9 protein-coding genes and 1 pseudogene are annotated in these 15,515 nt (G+C 69.3%); 2 read left to right on the top strand and 8 right to left on the bottom strand.

What is annotated here, in order from left to right; translation table 11 throughout:
* Nucleotides 1–3 precede the first annotated feature (3 nt).
* The 5 genes from KUTG_RS40015 to KUTG_RS39995 form a co-directional block, all read right to left on the bottom strand.
* The gene (locus KUTG_RS40015; RefSeq protein ID WP_052395954.1) at nucleotides 4–1,317 is read right to left on the bottom strand and encodes a methylaspartate mutase; all 1,314 of its coding nucleotides are present in this window, start codon (nucleotides 1,315–1,317) and stop codon (nucleotides 4–6) included.
* A complete protein-coding gene (locus KUTG_RS62195) occupies nucleotides 1,314–1,808 on the bottom strand; it encodes a cobalamin B12-binding domain-containing protein (RefSeq protein WP_043724441.1) in 495 nt (164 codons plus the stop codon). The genes KUTG_RS40015 and KUTG_RS62195 overlap by 4 nt, the downstream gene beginning before the upstream one ends.
* A complete protein-coding gene (locus KUTG_RS40005; protein ID WP_043724437.1) occupies nucleotides 1,805–3,040 on the bottom strand; it encodes a type III PLP-dependent enzyme domain-containing protein in 1,236 nt (411 codons plus the stop codon). Before KUTG_RS40005 ends, KUTG_RS62195 begins: the two co-directional genes overlap by 4 nt.
* Complete coding sequence (locus KUTG_RS40000) at nucleotides 3,037–4,578, bottom strand: AMP-binding protein (protein ID WP_084580345.1); 1,542 nt, start codon at nucleotides 4,576–4,578, stop codon at nucleotides 3,037–3,039. Before KUTG_RS40000 ends, KUTG_RS40005 begins: the two co-directional genes overlap by 4 nt.
* A gap of 139 nt (nucleotides 4,579–4,717) precedes the next feature.
* Entirely contained in the window at nucleotides 4,718–6,232 is a 1,515-nt protein-coding gene (locus tag KUTG_RS39995; RefSeq protein WP_043724434.1) for an AMP-binding protein, read from the bottom strand.
* A 189-nt stretch (nucleotides 6,233–6,421) separates the two neighbouring features.
* On the opposite strand from KUTG_RS39995, the gene KUTG_RS39990 reads away from it, so the two are divergent.
* Nucleotides 6,422–6,670: a phosphopantetheine-binding protein gene (locus KUTG_RS39990; RefSeq protein ID WP_043724431.1), complete on the top strand. Its 249-nt coding sequence runs from the start codon at nucleotides 6,422–6,424 to the stop codon at nucleotides 6,668–6,670.
* A gap of 86 nt (nucleotides 6,671–6,756) precedes the next feature.
* Here the strand turns inward: KUTG_RS39990 and KUTG_RS39985 are convergent, their stop codons facing one another.
* Nucleotides 6,757–7,701, bottom strand: a complete 945-nt coding sequence (locus tag KUTG_RS39985; protein ID WP_043724428.1) for an ACP S-malonyltransferase — start codon at nucleotides 7,699–7,701, stop codon at nucleotides 6,757–6,759.
* 13 nt (nucleotides 7,702–7,714) lie between these two features.
* Nucleotides 7,715–8,611: a proline iminopeptidase-family hydrolase gene (locus KUTG_RS39980; RefSeq protein WP_043724425.1), complete on the bottom strand. Its 897-nt coding sequence runs from the start codon at nucleotides 8,609–8,611 to the stop codon at nucleotides 7,715–7,717.
* 201 nt (nucleotides 8,612–8,812) lie between these two features.
* Between KUTG_RS39980 and KUTG_RS39975 the strand changes: the two genes are divergently transcribed.
* Complete coding sequence (locus KUTG_RS39975) at nucleotides 8,813–9,226, top strand: SRPBCC family protein (protein WP_052395953.1); 414 nt, start codon at nucleotides 8,813–8,815, stop codon at nucleotides 9,224–9,226.
* Nucleotides 9,227–9,561: 335 nt separating this feature from the next.
* On the opposite strand, the pseudogene KUTG_RS39970 reads toward KUTG_RS39975, so the two are convergent.
* A pseudogene (locus KUTG_RS39970) lies at nucleotides 9,562–15,345 on the bottom strand (SDR family NAD(P)-dependent oxidoreductase); the annotation flags it as partial.
* Nucleotides 15,346–15,515: the final 170 nt, after the last annotated feature.

Genomic DNA, 15,515 nt, shown 5'->3' with positions numbered 1-15,515 from the left:
CGCTCAGACGCCGACCTCGACCCGCGTCGACGGCTCCTCGTCATATTTGCGTCGAACGTATGACAAGTCGTCCAGCAAACCGCTAGAAGTGATGCGGCGGGACCGCGTCCTGGGCACCAGGTGCCCCAACGGCAGTGACCCGACCTCACCCCACCGCAGCCAGCCATCGGCGTCGATGTAGCTGCGGCTCCTTCCAGCATTGTCGGGGTGCAGGCAGTAGGGAACATCCAGATATCCCTGCTTGAAAGCCAGCAGCAGGGCCTGTCCGAGGTCGCTGTGCAGGTTCAACACCGCCATGACGAGCGCCCGGGCCTCCTGGTACGTCTGGGAATCCGCCAGTTCTCGCGAACGGCCGATCTCCGGACGGACGACCCGCGTGCTGTTGTGCGCGTGCTCCAGCGCCTGCACGTTCTCCGCGATTGTCGGGATGCGCCGCGACTCCGCGACGGTCTTGACGATCACCCTTTCCGCTCCGGTGGCCACGGCCAGCTGAGCGGCCGAGCCCAGCAGGTTCTCGCACCCGTGGTCGGTGGTCGGGTACATGCCCATGTACGTGTAGATCACGACGTGCCAGTTGTCGGTGGGCAGCAGCTCGGCGCACAGGGCCCGAAGTGCCTGCACCGCCTCGATGTCCTGGTCCAGGTTGGTCTGCTGGGCGTAGCTCACCGACACGCTGCGCAGCCCGTGGTTGGCGAAGAACAGGGCCTCCAGCACGCTGATCGCCACCAGCATGCTCGGCGGGCACAGCTGGCCCATCATGCAGCCGCCGAAGGTCTCCAGGTGCGGCTCGATGCCCCGGCTCTGCAACTGGGTGAACATCTCGCAGCACTGCGACCAGTTACGCACGGAGTCCTGCAGCGGAACCCGGCCGTAGGGCAGGCAGTAGGAGACCGGGCCGCCCTCGGTGGCGTTGAGGTTCAGCGCCACCATGGAGGCGAAGATGTTGAGCGGGGTGGCCGATCCGTGCCGGACCTGCACCGGGAACTCGTCGTCGCGGATGCCGTCCAGCACCCACTGGGTGGTCTCGACCGGGTGGTTGACGATGGGATATCCGTTGAGGGCCAAGCCCTCGCGGAGCGCGGTGTCCGCGGCCTCATGGTCGCCGACGCGGGTGTAGCTGTCCAGGGTGAGCGTGCCGACGGTGTGGGCGTCGGCCTTCTTGGTGGCGATGAGCCCCTCTCGCATGCGGTTCGGGTCGCTGAACCCCATCCTCGGCTGGGCCACGATCGAGCCGCGGCCGCCCCGGCTGCGGACGAACTCCCCGAAGTCGACGGGGTTCTCGTCCGCGCTGGGCCGAGTGGGGAAGCAGGCGCTCACACCGACACCTTGGTCCGGGCCGCTAGCGGTGTCGCCGCCGACGGCAGTCCAGCCATGAAGTCGTAGAAGCTCAGCACGGTGCGGGCGCCGTCCTCGAAGACGGCGTCGAAGCCGGCCGAGACCAGACGGTCCGACGCGCCCTCGTCGAGGGAGCCGGCGATGCCGAGCTTGCCGCCGATCACCACGGGGGTGGCCACGAGCTCGGAGCTGGCGCGGACCTCGTCGATCAGGCGCAGGCCGTCCTGGTAGCCGTGGCCGTTGACGCTGGAGATGACGACCAGCGCCGGCTTGTGCTGCTCGCACTCGGCCACCAGCAGCTCGGCCGGCACGCACGGGCCCAGGTTGACCACGTCGTAGCCGAGCTCCTCGATCATCAGCTGGAGGAACACCAGGTTCCACGTGTGGGCGTCGGAGGCGACACCGCTGACCACGACCGTGCCCCGGCCGGAGGTAGAAGTGGTGTTGCTGTCTTCGAAGATCTGCGCGCTCATCGGGCCACCGCCTGGTTCTCATACGTGCGGCTGTGGTCCAGCCGGGAAACGGACACGATCTCGTCACCGCGCACCACGACCTCGGTGGGCGAGGGGCGGCCGAGGAACATCAGCAGGCTCGCGGTCGGGCCGTAGGCGCCGACGTTGGGAATGGTGATCACGTCGCCGGCCTTGAGGTCCGGCACCTTGACGGCACGGCCGAAGGTGTCGCCGGGGGTGCACAGCGGCCCGACCAGGCTGACCGTCTCGACGGTCTCCTCGTCGTCGGTGGCCACCTGCACCGGCATCAGCCGGCCCAGCCCGGACATGCCGCCGAAGGTGTTGATGCCGGCGTCCAGGATGACGAACTTCTTGCCCCGGCTGACCTTCACGTTGCTCACGCCGGCCAGCAGCGTGCCGCTGGCGCCGATCAGGTAGCGGCCGGACTCGCAAGCCAGCTGCGGCGCTCCCTCGCGCCAGCTGGGGAAGTGCGTGTCCAGGGCGATCTCCAGCTCCTGGCGGAGCTTCGGATACGTGGCCCGGATGCCGGGAACACCGTAGGGAACGGAGAATCCGCCGCCGATGTCCAGGTAGCGCAACGGCAGGTCGAGCTGCTCGGCCAGGGCCGCCGCGCCGGCGATGGTGTTCTGGAACTCGCCGATCAGCGCGTCTTCATCGGTGGTGTTGGACAGGGGGAACAGATGCATGCCCGCGATGGTCACCCCGTCCACGCGGCGCAGCTCCGGCATGACCTCGGGAAGGTGCTCGGCGTCGAATCCGAACTGCGAGGGGGTGCCGGTCATCCGGATGCCGCTGCCGGCGCTGGCCGTGGCCAGGTTGACGCGCAGCAGGCACTCGGCGGTGATGCCCAGTTCCACGGCGACCTGGCCGACGTGCTGCACATCGGTGACGGAGTCCGTGGAGAACATCCGCACGCCCAGGCTCATCGCCTCGCGCAGCTCGCCGAAGGTCTTGCCGGGGCCGGTGTACATGCAGTCGCTGCCGGCGAACCCGGCGGCCAGGGCGTTGGCCAGCTCCCCGGTGGAGCTGATCTCGGCCCGGCACTTGCGGCCGTCGCCGGACCGCAGGGCACGCAGCAGATCGGGATGGGGGTTGGCCTTCAGGGCGTAGAACAACTCGAACGGCTCGGGCAGCTGGTCGAACAGCTGCTCGCGGGCGGCCAGGACCTCCTCGACGTCGTAGACGTACAGCGGGGTGCCGTACTCGGCGGCCAGCTTCTCGTAGCGGCTCATTTCGCGCTCCCTTCCAGCAGGCTCAGGAGCGCGGCCCGCGAGTTCTTGCCGTGCAGGGTCAGCGGGAACTCCTGGAGCACCCGGCAGATCGACGGGATCTTCTGCGCCTCCAGGCGCCGGGACAGCTCGCGCAGCACGATCGCCGGCTGGAGATCGGCCTCCACGAACAGGGCCAGGTCGTGGTCCTGGCTCGGCGGCAGCGCGGCCGCCGCCCGGACGCCCGGAATGTCCATGGCCGCCGCCTCGATCTCCAGCGTGCTCATGCGGATTCCCTTGCGCTTGAACATGTCGTCGCGGCGGCCCTCGAAGTACAGGTAGCCGTCGGCGTCGACGGAGCCGTAGTCCCCGGTGTGCAGCCGGGTGCGGCCGGTGCGCGGGTCGAGGCGGAACGCCTTGGCGGTGACCTCGGGGTTGCGCCAGTAGCCGGGCATCACGTGCGGCCCGTCGGCGACGATCTCGCCGACCGTGCCCGCCGGCACCTCGTCGCCGTTCTCGTCGACGATGGCGACCCGCGTGCCGGGCAACGGAATGCCCGACGAGCCGGGGCGCTCGGCGTCCTCGTCCGGCGGCATGACCGTGATGCGCTTGCACTCGGTCTGCCCGAACTGCCGGACCACCTTGACCCCGGGGAAGTTCTCCCGCAGGCCGTCGATGGTGGCCTCCGGCAGGGCCGCGCCGGTGTTGGTGAACATGCGCACCGGCGGCGGAATCTCCTTGTCCCGCGAGGCGAGCGACACGATCATCGAGGCCAGCGACGGCACGATCGGCACGATGGTCGCGCCGGTCTCCCTCATGCGCCGCAGCAGGCCCAGATCGGACTCCTCGCCGGCCAGCACGATCTCGCACCGGACGGCCGCGGTCATCAGGACCTTGTACAGGCCGTAGTCCCAGGACAGCGGGAACCGGCAGAACACGACGTCGTCCTGGCGGTACTCCAGCGCCTGCACCAGGGCGCGGGTCGCGAACACGACCTGCGAGTGCGGGCACATCACCGCCTTCGGGGCCGAGGTGCTGCCGGAGGTGTAGATGAGCACGGCCAGGTCGGTCGGCCGCACGTCGTGCACGAATGGCGTGGCGTCCTGCTCCTGGACGTCGGGCCAGACGGCGTCGAAGTCGTGCACCGGGATGGTCGCCGCGACCTCCCGGATGGCCTCGACCGCGTTGCCCTTGCCGATGACCAGCCGCGGCTCCGAGTTCTCGAACACCGAGGACATCAGGAACGGCTTCATGGCGGGGTTCAGCGGCACGAGGACCACGCCGGCGCGCACCGCGCCGTGCAGCATCGCGACCAGCTCCCGGGTGCTGGGCAGCTGGACCGCGACGCGGTCGCCGTGGTTGACACCGTGCAGGCGCAGCCAGTGCGCGAACCGGTGGCTGTGCTCGGCCAGCTGGCGGTAGGTCCAGTGGCCCTGCGAGTCGCGGACGGCGACGCTGTCCGCGTTTTCGATAAGGGCGCCGTCGAGCAACGAGTGAATCAGTTCACCCGGTGCGTGGTGCGCCGCGCTGACATTGACGACTGGAGTGGCTGTGGCATCCATGGTCGCTCTCCGTACGCTCGGAAAAGAACGACGAGTGATTCACCTCGCGGCCGGGTAATACCCGACGTGGTGCGAACTAAATCTCCTCACCACTCAAGAGTAAGATTTGTACATACGTTCGTCATCCCCCCTGGCACCCCTAACGTGCGCCCGCCTTCGCCGCCCGCAGCTCGGCCGCCACACCGGCCAGCGCACGCCGGTCCACCTTGCGGTTCGAGTTGAGCGGGAACTCCTCGACGTGCTGGTAGTGCTTGGGCACCATGCTCTGCGGCAGCCGGTCGCACAGCCGCTTGTTGAGCTCGGCGGCGGACACGCGCTCGCCCGTGTAGAAGACGACGAGCTCCAGCCCGCCCGGGGTCTCCCGGGTCACGGTGACGGCGTCCTCCACGCCGCTGGCCCGCACCGCGTTGTCGATCTCGGCCAGCTCGATGCGCAGCCCGTGGATCTGCACCTGGGAATCCAGCCGGCCCAGATAGGCCAGCTCGGTCGGCGTGACCCAGCGGACCCGGTCGCCCGTCCGGTACCAGAGCTTGCCGCCGTACTCCAGGAAACGGCCCTTGTCGTCCTCGGGATCGAGGTAGCCGGGCGTCATCTGCGGGCCGGTGATGCACAGCTCGCCCTCGTCCTCGGTGGGCTCGCCGTCCGGGTTGATGATCAGATGCTCGTGACCGGGGTTGAGGTCGCCGATCGGCACGACGCCGTTGACGCTCAGGCTCTCGGACTCCGTGGACCAGCGGTGGGCGGTGATGGTGACGGTGAGCTCGGTCGGCCCGTACAGGTTCTCCAGCGTCGAGCCGGCCGCGGCCGCCTGCCAGTCCGCGGCGTCCGCGCACTTGAGGGCCTCGCCGGCGAAGAAGCTCCAGCGCAGCGTGGGCATCGATCGGGCGTTCAGGCCGCCCATGCGTTTGACCAGGCCGATCGCCGACGGCGTGGAGAACCAGACGGTGATGTTCTGCGCGGCGAAGTAGGCCGGCATGTCGCGGTAGGCGTGCGGCGGGATCGCGCAGACGGTGGCGCCGGCGCCCCAGGCGCAGAACAGGTCGAACATCGCGCAGTCGAAGTTCAGGTCGAACGTCTGCGAGAAGACGTCGTCCGGGGTGAAGTCGAAGCGCTCGTCGAGGTACGAGAAGTAGTGGTGGGTGTTGCCGTGGGTGATCGGCACGCCCTTGGGCCGGCCGGTGGAGCCGCTGGTGAACAGCATGTACGCGGTGTCGGTCGCGGTCACCGGATGCGGTTCGGCCAGCTTGTGCGCCGAGTCGGGCTCGGTCGTCAGGTCGAACACCGGCATGGTGTCGCCGGCCAGCACGTCCTCCAACACGGCCAGGCCGTACTCGTCGGCCAGCAGCGCGGTCACCCCGGCCAGGTCGATCATGGCCCGCAGCCGCGGGCTGGGGAAGCTGACGTTGAGCGGGACGACGGTGGCGCCGGAGTACAGGGCGGCGAGAAGGCCCTGGTAGGACTCGATGGTCTTGCCGAACAGGACCCCGACGACCGCCGGCGGCCTCGGGCCGCTGCCGTGGAGTGATCCCGCCCACAGCAGGGCCCGTTCGTGCGCCTCGCGGTACGTGACCTCCCGGTCGCCGAACCGGATCGCGGCCCCGTCCGGCGAAGCGGCGAGGCCACGAAGGAAACGTGCGTGCAGCGATGAGTTCATTCTTCCTCCTCTATGACATGCATGGCATGGGTCTACTAGGGATTTCAAGGATCGGCCAGAGATTCGAGGGAAATCCCGCCCCCTGTTTGCGTCATGCTGGACAGGGGTAGCGACCGGGGGGATAGCGGTTTAGCGTCAACATCGGCCACAGCCGGACCAATTCGGCCCGGAAATAGATTGGAGTCACCCATGTGGGACGCACGGTTCGAGGAAGTGCTGCGCCCGTACCTGCCTTTCCTGCCGGCGGACGAGCCGCTGACGCAGGAGTCGAGCCTGCGCGACCTGGGGCTCGACTCGCTGGGCACCGTCGAGCTGCTCGGCGCGCTTGAGCACGAGTTCGGCGTCCGCTTCGTGGACGACGCCCTGAGCCTGGAGACCTTCGCCAACGCCGGCGTGCTCTGGGCCACCCTGGACAACCTGGACAAGCAGGCCGCCTGAGCGCTGCGTCGAAGCGGCCATGTCCACTGTGGACATGGCCGCTTCTGTTTGTAGGGGGACCGGCTTCGTGAGCCGGTCCCCCTTTCTCACGCCGCGGTGCGCTTGCGGGGGCTGACCGCGAGCTTCGGGTCGACCGCCGCGACCTCGAAGTTCTTGGTCGTCACGGCGACCCGGCCGAACAGGCTGTCCTGGCCGGCGATGTGCACCTTGGTCACGCCGAGGCACTTGAGCGTGGCCACCGCGTCCGGCCAGCGCACCGTGTTGACGATGCCGTCGAGCAGCATGTCCCGGACCTGCTCGCCGGTGGTGACGATCTCGCCGTTCTGGTCGTTGACCACGGGCAGCGTGGGGTCGGCGAACGCGAGCTGGTCGAAGACCTCGGTCCGGATCTTCTCGCGCAGCGGGCCGAAGCTGCTCACGTGCATCGGCGGATGCATGGTGTACAGCGACATGCCGCCGTTGCGGCGCAGCTTCTGCTGGAACCACTCCAGGTTGTCCCGGCTCAGCGACACCATGTGGAAGTCGTGGTCGATGTGGCAGGACACGTCGTGCCAGTAGCCCAGCTCGTCCATCTCGGCGAACAGCTGCGCGAGGATGTCCTGCGGCGTCCGGACGAACGAGTGCGTGACCACGTCGGCGAACTCCGTGGCGAAGAACTCGTCGAGGCAGCGGGCGAACTCGTAGGTCATCCACACGGCGTCCGAAAAGGACAGTGAGCCCGTGTAGGCGGCCAGCGCCTTGCCGCCGAAGCTCGGGCCGACGACAACCTCGGGCTTGGCGCCCAGCTCGCCCTCGGCCCACTGGGCCAGGGCGACGCAGTTGACCAGGAAGCTGACCTGGGCGTGCCGGCTGTAGTCGCCCTCGGTGTCGCGGAAGGCGTCCACCAGCGAGTAGCCCAGGCGCTCGTCGGCCTGGGCGACCAGGCGCCGCGCGTAGGGGTTGATGACCATGAACTTGCCGACGTCGGCGAAGCGGGACGGCCCCATGCCGGGGAAGACGACCGCTTCGGACGCGGTGAACTCGGTGCGCATTGGCTTGTCTCCGCTACAGGCTGGACAGGTAGGTGTGCAGGACGTCGTCGAACAGCTCGGGCTCCTCGAGGTGCGGCACGTGGCTGGACTCCTCGAAGATCTCCCAGCGGTTGTGGGGAATCAGGTCCTGGAAGGGCTGGACGGTGGCCGGCGTGGCCTCGTCGTGGCGGCCGGAGATGATCAGCGTCGGCACCTCGATGTCGGGCAGGACGTCGATGACGCCCCAGTCCCTGAGCGTGCCGATCACGTGGAACTCGCTGGGGCCGTTCATGGTGGAGTAGACGGTGGAGTCGTTGTAGATCTCGTACTGCGAGGCCTGCATGTCCCGCGGCGCCGGCTTGATCCGGCAGACGTGCTTGTCGTAGAAGGCCTGCATGGTGTTGTGGTAGTCGGGGCTGTCGGTCGTGCCCTCGGCCTCGTGGCGGCGCAGGATCTCGTCGACGCCGGGCGGCAGCTGGTCGCGCAGGACCTTCATCTCCTGCAGCCACAAGGGGTAGGAGGCCGGTGAGTTGGCGATCACCAGTCCCCTGAGGCCCTTCGGGCGCTTGGCGGCGTGCATGGCGACCAGCAGGCCGCCCCAGGACTGGCCGAAGGGCACGTAGTTGCCGTCGATGCCCAGCTGCCGCACCAGGTTCGTCAGCTCGGCCTCGAACAGCTCCGGGGTCCAGAAGTCCGCGCCCTTGTCCGGCAGGTGCGTGGAGCCGCCGTTGCCGAGCTGGTCGTAGTGCACGACCGGCCAGCCGCGGGCGGCCAGTTCGCTCAGGCGCAGCAGGTAGTCGTGGGTGCTGCCGGGACCGCCGTGGACCACCACCAGCACCGGCTTGCCGGAGCTCGGGTCGCCCGTCACCCGGTACCACGTCTTGTAATCACCGAACTTCACGGTCCCCTTGGCGCTGGGGGCAAGCGACATCGTTCCACCACCTCGTCGATAGTCCTTGGCCGCCAACGCGTGCGGCGGCGCACCGCAGGTCGACGGTAGCGCCGGAGAAGGTGGGGAAACCCTTCGATCGAAGTCCCTAACCTCGGGGGCGTTTGGTCCTTGTGCTGGATCGACGGGTGCTGTACAAATGTATTAGACGTAAGTACGTATGAACTTCACTGGAGGATCCCCGTGTGGCACTACGAGCGCAGCATCGACGCCGACGCGACCCCCGCGGCGGTCTGGGCGCGCTACACCGACGTGGCCACCTGGCCCGAGTGGAACGCCGGCATGGAGAAGATGACCCTCGACGGCCCGTTCGCCGGCGGCTCCACCGGCGTGATCACCAACGCGCAGCAGGGTCCGGCCCCGTTCACCCTCGTCGACGTCGTTGACGGGGTCAGCTTCACCACGGAGACGCAGATCGACGAGAACGTGGTCGTGCGGTCCCACTGCAAGGTCGTGGCGGCCGGTTCCGGTTCCACCATCACCCACCGCACCGAGCTCGACGGCCCCGGCAGCGACGAGATGGGCGCGGCCATCGGCCAGTTCCTCAGCGGCGGCATCGACGCGGGCCTCGACGCCCTGGCCAAGGTCGCGAGCTGAGGTCGTCGCCGAACGGAGGCCGGGGCCGCCGTCCTGACCCGACCTTCCCAAGATCAAGGGACCGATCCTCGCGTTGAACGTCAGGAAGGGCCCCTTCCTGACATCCCCCCACAACTTCATCGCCGGCGCGGCGCCGCGGATGGGATCCCCTCACATCCCGCGGTTTCCGCCCCGGCCACCGGACGTCAACCCCTCTGGCTCGACGCGGCGACCGGTGTCCCCCCCGCAGCCCCCTCCACCCCCTGGGGCTGCCAACAGCCCCGGCGTGATGGTCACGCCGGGGCTGTTGTCGTGCTGCCCCCGGTCTGCCGATCCCAGACCGGGGACAGCCGCCTTTATCGGGACGACAGCCAGTCGTTGACGGCCTGAGCCGTCGCGGCGGCGTGCTCCTCGACGATGGTGAAGTGGCTCGCGCCGGGCACGGTGACCACGTCGTGGGTCTTGTCCCAGGCCACGGCCCGCCAGTCGTCGCCCGTGTCGTCGGGATTCATGAAGGACTTGTCGGCCCGCAGGAACAGCACCGGCGCCTCGATCGGGCCGAGGTCGAAGCTGGGCAGCAGGTCGATGTAGGCGTTCATGCCGCTCAGCCTTGCGCTGTCGAACTTGCCGAACACGGATTCCTTCTCCAGCAGCACAACCGCCAGCTGCTCGAAGACGTCCCGCTCCTCGCCCTCGCTGACGTGATAGGTGTCGACGAGCACCACGCCGTCGGGCTTGATGCCTTGGGACTCAAGGTGTTTCGCCGTCGCGTGGGCCAGCACACCGCCGGAGGAGTAGCCGAGCAGCAGGAACGGCTCGCCCTCGGCCAGCTGGTTCACGGCTTCGCCGAGCACGCTGACGGCCGCTTCCGCCGTGGCTGGCAGGCTTTCGCCGCGGCCGAAGCCCGGCACCGGCAGCGCGTTGACCGACCGGCCGCCGCCGATGTTGGCGGCGACGCGGGCGTGTTGGTGCGTGCCGCCCAAGGCCATCGGGGTGCTGATGCAGATCAGTCGCGGCGTGGTCGTGCCTTCCGCGAAGGTGACCGGCTTGGGCAGGTGGTCGACGTCCGCCACGCCGGTGAACTTCGGCCGGATGTCCGCCACCGCCCGGAGCAGGGTCAGCCCCTTCTGGAGGTTGCCCGACAGCACCGAGTCCCGGAAGAAGTCGCTCAGGGTCTCGTCGGCGTTGCTGTCCTCCGTCTGTGTACTGGACAGTTCAGTACGCAGCCAGCGGGCCAGCTCGGCCGGCGACTTGTTGTCGAACACCACCATCGCCGGCAGGGTGAGGCCGGTCGCCGCGTTCAGGGCGTTGCGCAGCTCCATCGCCGTCAGCGAGTCGAAGCCCGAGGCCAGGAAGTCCCGGTCGGGGTCGACGCTGTCCGCGCTGGCGTGCCCGAGTACGACGGCCGCGTTGGCCAGGATCAGGTCCTTCAGCACCTGTTCCTGTCCCGCTTCGTCCATTCCGGACAGCTGCTTGCGCAGCACAGCCGGGTCGGCCGCCTTGCCCGCCGCCTTGCGGGTGGTGCGGATCAGGCCGTGGAACACCGGCGCCAGCCGGTCCTGTCCCACCGCGTTCAGCGCCTTCACGTCGATCCGGATCGGCGCCAGGGTTGACGTTTCGCTCGCCGTCGCCGCGTCAAACAGCGCCAGGCCTTCTTCCGTGGTCAGGCCCAGCACGCCGCTGCGCTGCATCCTGGCGGTGTCGGCATGGTCGCCCATGCCGTCGTCCCACAGGCCCCAGGCCAGTGACACCGCCGGCAGCCCCTCGGCCCGCCGTAGCTCCGCCAACGCATCCAAGTACGCATTTGCCGCCGCGTAGTTGCCTTGCCCCGGCGTGCCCAGGATCCCCGCAGCTGAACTGAACAGTACAAACGCGTCCAGCTCCAGGTCCTTGGTCAGCTCGTGCAGATTCCAGGCGGCATCGACCTTCGGCCCGAACACCTTGTCCAGCCGCTCCGGCGTCAATGCGGAGATAACCCCGTCATCGAGCACCCCCGCCGCGTGGATCACCGCCTTCAGATCCGGCGTGACCACCTTGGCCAGGGCTTCCCGGTCCGCCGCATCGCACGCCGCGACCTCGACCTTCGCGCCCAGCCCGGCCAGTTCCTCCCTCAGCTCCTGCGCCCCGGGAGCCGCCAAACCGCGACGGCTGGTCAGCACCAGCTCGGTGACGCCGTGCTCGGTCACCAGGTGTCGGGCCAGCTTCGCCCCCAGCCCGCCCGTGCCGCCGGTGATGAGCACCTTGCCGCCGAACGTCTTTGTCGACTCCGGCGCCGGCGCCCGGGCCAACCGGGCGGCCTCGATCTCTCCCCCGTGCACCCGAACCTGCGGTTCCCCCGACCCGATGATCTCGGCCAGCTTGTCGAGCGGTGCCCCGTCTTCCAGGTCCACCAGCACGACCCGCCCCGGGCTCTCCGACCACGCGGATCGCACCAGGCCACCGACGGCAGAGGCTGCGAGGCCGCCGCGGGTGACCACCACCAGCTGCGTGTCCTGCTGGAGCTCGGCTAGCGTGGCGTAGGTCGCCTCGCGCACATCACCGGTCGGCTCGAACACGGTCCAGCCGGCGGTGTCCGCGGGGCTGGCGGTGATCGGCGTCCACGTGAGACCGAACAGGGAATCGTTGGCGCGCCGGGCATTGCCCGCATCCAGGGCGACCGGCCTCAGCATGAGGGACTCGACCGAGACGACACTGCCACCGGCTGGGTCGACGGCGTGCAGGGAGACGACGCCCTCACCCGTAGGCCGGACGTGCACCCGGAGCGCGCTGGCCCCGGTGGCGTGCAGGGAAACGCCGGCCCATGAGAAGGGCAGCGCGGCCTGGTCGCCGGTGACGCCGGTGAGGCTGATGGCATGCAAAGCGGCATCCAGTAGCGCGGGATGCACGCCGTAGCCGTCGATCTCGACGCCCTCGGGCAACTGAACCTCGGCGTACACCTCGTCGCCACGCTTGAACGCCGTGTGCAGGCCCTGGAACACCGGGCCATAGGCGAGGCCGGCGTCGGCCAGGACGTCGTAGTGGCCGGTCAGGTCGACCGCCTCGGCGTTGGCGGGGGGCCATTCCACGGTCTCCGCCCGCCCGCCGCTGCCGAGGCGGCCGGTCGCGTGCCGCGTCCACGTCTCGTCCTGGTCGGCACGCGAGAAGACGCCGAGCTGCCGGTCGTCGCCGACCCGCACCTGCACCGCGACGCCGCCGCGCTCCGGCAGCACCAGCGGGGCCTCCAGCGTCAACTCCTCCACCACGTCGCAGCCGACGAACTCGCCGGCCCGCAGCGCCAGTTCCACGAATCCCGTGCCCGGGAAGAAGATAGAGCCGCCGACCACGTGATCGGCCAGCCACGGCAGCGTGGCCGGCGACAACCGCCCGGTCAGCACCAGCCCGTCGCCGTCCGGCGCGGTCAGCACGGCGCCGAGCAGCGGATGCCCGGCCGTCTCCAGCCCGGCCGACACCACGTCGCCCGCGCCGCCGCCGAGCCACGAATTGGCCAGGTAGTCCTGCGCGGTCAGCCAGAACGTCTCGTGCTGGAACGCATAGGTCGGCAGGTCCACCCGCCGCGCCTCGCGCCCCTCGAGGAACGCGGCCCAATCCACGTTCACGCCGTGGGCAAACGCTTGCGCCAGCCCGGAAACCAGCTCTCGCTCGGACTCCCGGTCGCGCCGCTGGGTGGCCACGAACACCGCGTCGTCCACGCAGGTGGCCGCCATCCCGGTCAGCACACCGTCCGGCCCGATCTCCACGAACCGGCCGACGCCCTTGCCGGCCAACGTCTTCACGGCGTCGGCGAACCGCACGGCCGCCCGGACGTGGTTGACCCAGTACTCCGGCTGGCTCCACTCCCCGCCGCCGGCGGACGTGGTCACCGCCTGGATCTTCGGGGCGCTGAACTCAAGCCCGGCGACAACAACGCGGAACTCGTCGAGCATCGGCTCCATCAGCAGCGAGTGGAACGCGTGCGACACCTTCAACCGCGACGTCTTCCGCCCCAACGCCTCGAACTCCGGCTGGATCGCCAGCACGGCCTCTTCGTCGCCAGAGATCACCAGTGACTTCGGCCCGTTCACGGCAGCAATGCCCATGCCGTCACGGAGCTTGACCTCGTCCTCGCTCGCCTGCAACGCCACCATCGCACCACCGGCCGGCAACGCCTGCATCAACCGCCCGCGAGCCGACACCAGCTTGCAGGCGTCTTCGAGGGACAGGACACCGGCGATGTGCGCGGCGGCGATCTCGCCCACGGAGTGACCGGCCACGAAGTCCGGCTTGACGCCCCAGGACTGAACTAAACGGTACAGTGCAACTTCGAACGCGAACAGTGCGGGCTGGGCGAAACCGGTCTGGTTGAGAAGGTCCTGGTCGGTGCCCCAAACGATGTCGCGCAGGGAAGACGACGTCGACGAAGCAGCGCCAAGGGCGGTAGCGAGGACCGGGTCGAGCAGATCAATGACCTCGTCCCAAGCCGCCGCGAACACCGGGAACCGCTCGTACAGCTCACGGCCCATGCCGATGCGCTGGGCGCCCTGACCCGTGAACAAAAAGGCCGTCGAGCCGCCACCACGCGCCGATCCACGCACCACACCCGGCGCGGAAGCGCCTTCGGACAAGGCGATCGCGCCCCGACGGAGCTCCTCAAGATCGGTACCGACGATCACGCCCCGGTGCTCGAACGCAGCACGGCCCGTCGCCAGCGAATAGGCGACGTCCAGCGGCACACCATCCACATGCGACAGCTTCGCAGCCTGATCGGCCAGCGCCTCGGGGGTCTTGCCGGAGAGGATCCACGGCACCGGCCGCTGGGCGACCGTGCGCTCGGCGATCTCCTCTTCGGGCGCCTCCTCGATGATCACGTGGGCGTTGGTGCCGCTGATGCCGAACGACGAGATACCGGCCCGGCGCGGGCGATCGGCCGACGGCCACGGCCGCGACTCGGTGAGCAGCTCGATGTTGCCGGCGGTCCAGTCCACCTGCGGCGTCGGCACGTCCACGTGCAGCGTCTTCGGCATGGTCCGGTTGCGGATGGCCATGACGACCTTGATGATGCCGGCCACGCCGGCCGCCGCCTGCGTGTGGCCCATGTTCGACTTGATCGACCCGAGCCACAGCGGCTCGGCCCGATCCTGGCCGTAGGTGGCCAGAAGTGCTTGCGCCTCAATGGGATCGCCCAGGGTGGTGCCAGTGCCGTGCGCCTCGACCATGTCCACCTGGTCGGCCGAGACCTGCGCGCCGGCCAGCGCCGCCTTGATCACCCGGCGCTGTGAGGGACCGTTCGGCGCCGTCAGGCCGTTCGACGCGCCGTCCTGGTTGATCGCCGAGCCCCGCACGATGGCCAGGACCTCATGCCCGTTGCGGCGTGCGTCGGAAAGCCGCTCCACCACCAGCATGCCAACGCCTTCGCCCCAGCCCGTGCCGTCGGTGGCCCCGGCGAAGGACTTGCACCGACCGTCCTTGGACAGCCCGCGCTGCTTGCTGAACTCGACGAACGTCTCCGGCGTCGCCATCACCGCCACGCCGCCGACCAGCGCCAGCGAGCAGTCCCCCGCCCGCAGCGCCTGTACTGCCCAGTGCAGTGCAACCAGCGACGACGAGCAGGCCGTGTCGATCGTGACCGCCGGTCCTTCGAGCCCGAACGTGTAGGAGACCCGGCCCGAGGCGATGGCACCGGTCGAGTTGTTGGCCGCGTAGTCGTGATACATCATGCCGGCGAACACGCCGGTGGAGCTGCCCTTGAGCGTCGTCGGGTCGATGCCCGCCCGCTCCAGCGCCTCCCAGGTCGCCTCCAGCAGCAGGCGCTGCTGCGGGTCCATCACCAGGGCTTCCCTCGGTGAGATGCCGAAGAAGCCCGGGTCGAAGTCCGCCGCGCCGTGCAGGAAGCCGCCCTGGTCCGTGTACGTCGTGTTGGGCCGCTGCCCGGTCGGGTCGAAGATCCGCTCCGCGTCCCAGCCCCGGTCGGTCGGGAACGACGTCACCGCGTCCTCGCCGTCGCGCACCAGCCGCCACAGCTCTTCCGGCGACGACACCCCGCCCGGGTATCGACACGCCATGCCCACGATCGCGATCGGCTCCCGGATCACCGCGTTCAGCTTCCGGTTCTGCTGCCGCAGCCGCTCGGTCTCCTTCAGCGACGCCCGCAGCGCGTCGACCAGCTTCTTGTCGGATTCGGCCATCGCACTCTCACGCTTCCCGCATCGCGTCGTCCAGCTCCAACCCGCTCAGCGCCTCGCCGACCGGGCCCCTTCGCCTGTCGCCCCTCCACATCCGCAACCGGGCCGCCTCCCGTTCAGCTCCGCCCACCGCGCTCACGCCTCCCGGGTCG

Source organism: Kutzneria sp. 744 (assembly GCF_000568255.1).
Lineage (GTDB): Bacteria > Actinomycetota > Actinomycetes > Mycobacteriales > Pseudonocardiaceae > Kutzneria.
This window is presented reverse-complemented; position numbering and strand designations above follow the sequence as displayed.

Bases quoted from the DNA above. Each gene is read 5' to 3' on its own strand.
- KUTG_RS40005 (WP_043724437.1), bottom strand. From the start codon at position 3,040: ATGAGCCGCTACGAGAAGCTGGCCGCCGAGTACGGCACCCCGCTGTAC.
- KUTG_RS39995 (WP_043724434.1), bottom strand. From the start codon at position 6,232: ATGAACTCATCGCTGCACGCACGTTTCCTTCGTGGCCTCGCCGCTTCG.
- KUTG_RS39990 (WP_043724431.1), top strand. From the start codon at position 6,422: ATGTGGGACGCACGGTTCGAGGAAGTGCTGCGCCCGTACCTGCCTTTC.
- KUTG_RS39985 (WP_043724428.1), bottom strand. From the start codon at position 7,701: ATGCGCACCGAGTTCACCGCGTCCGAAGCGGTCGTCTTCCCCGGCATG.
- KUTG_RS62195 (WP_043724441.1), bottom strand. From the start codon at position 1,808: ATGAGCGCGCAGATCTTCGAAGACAGCAACACCACTTCTACCTCCGGC.
- KUTG_RS40000 (WP_084580345.1), bottom strand. From the start codon at position 4,578: ATGGATGCCACAGCCACTCCAGTCGTCAATGTCAGCGCGGCGCACCAC.
- KUTG_RS39980 (WP_043724425.1), bottom strand. From the start codon at position 8,611: ATGTCGCTTGCCCCCAGCGCCAAGGGGACCGTGAAGTTCGGTGATTAC.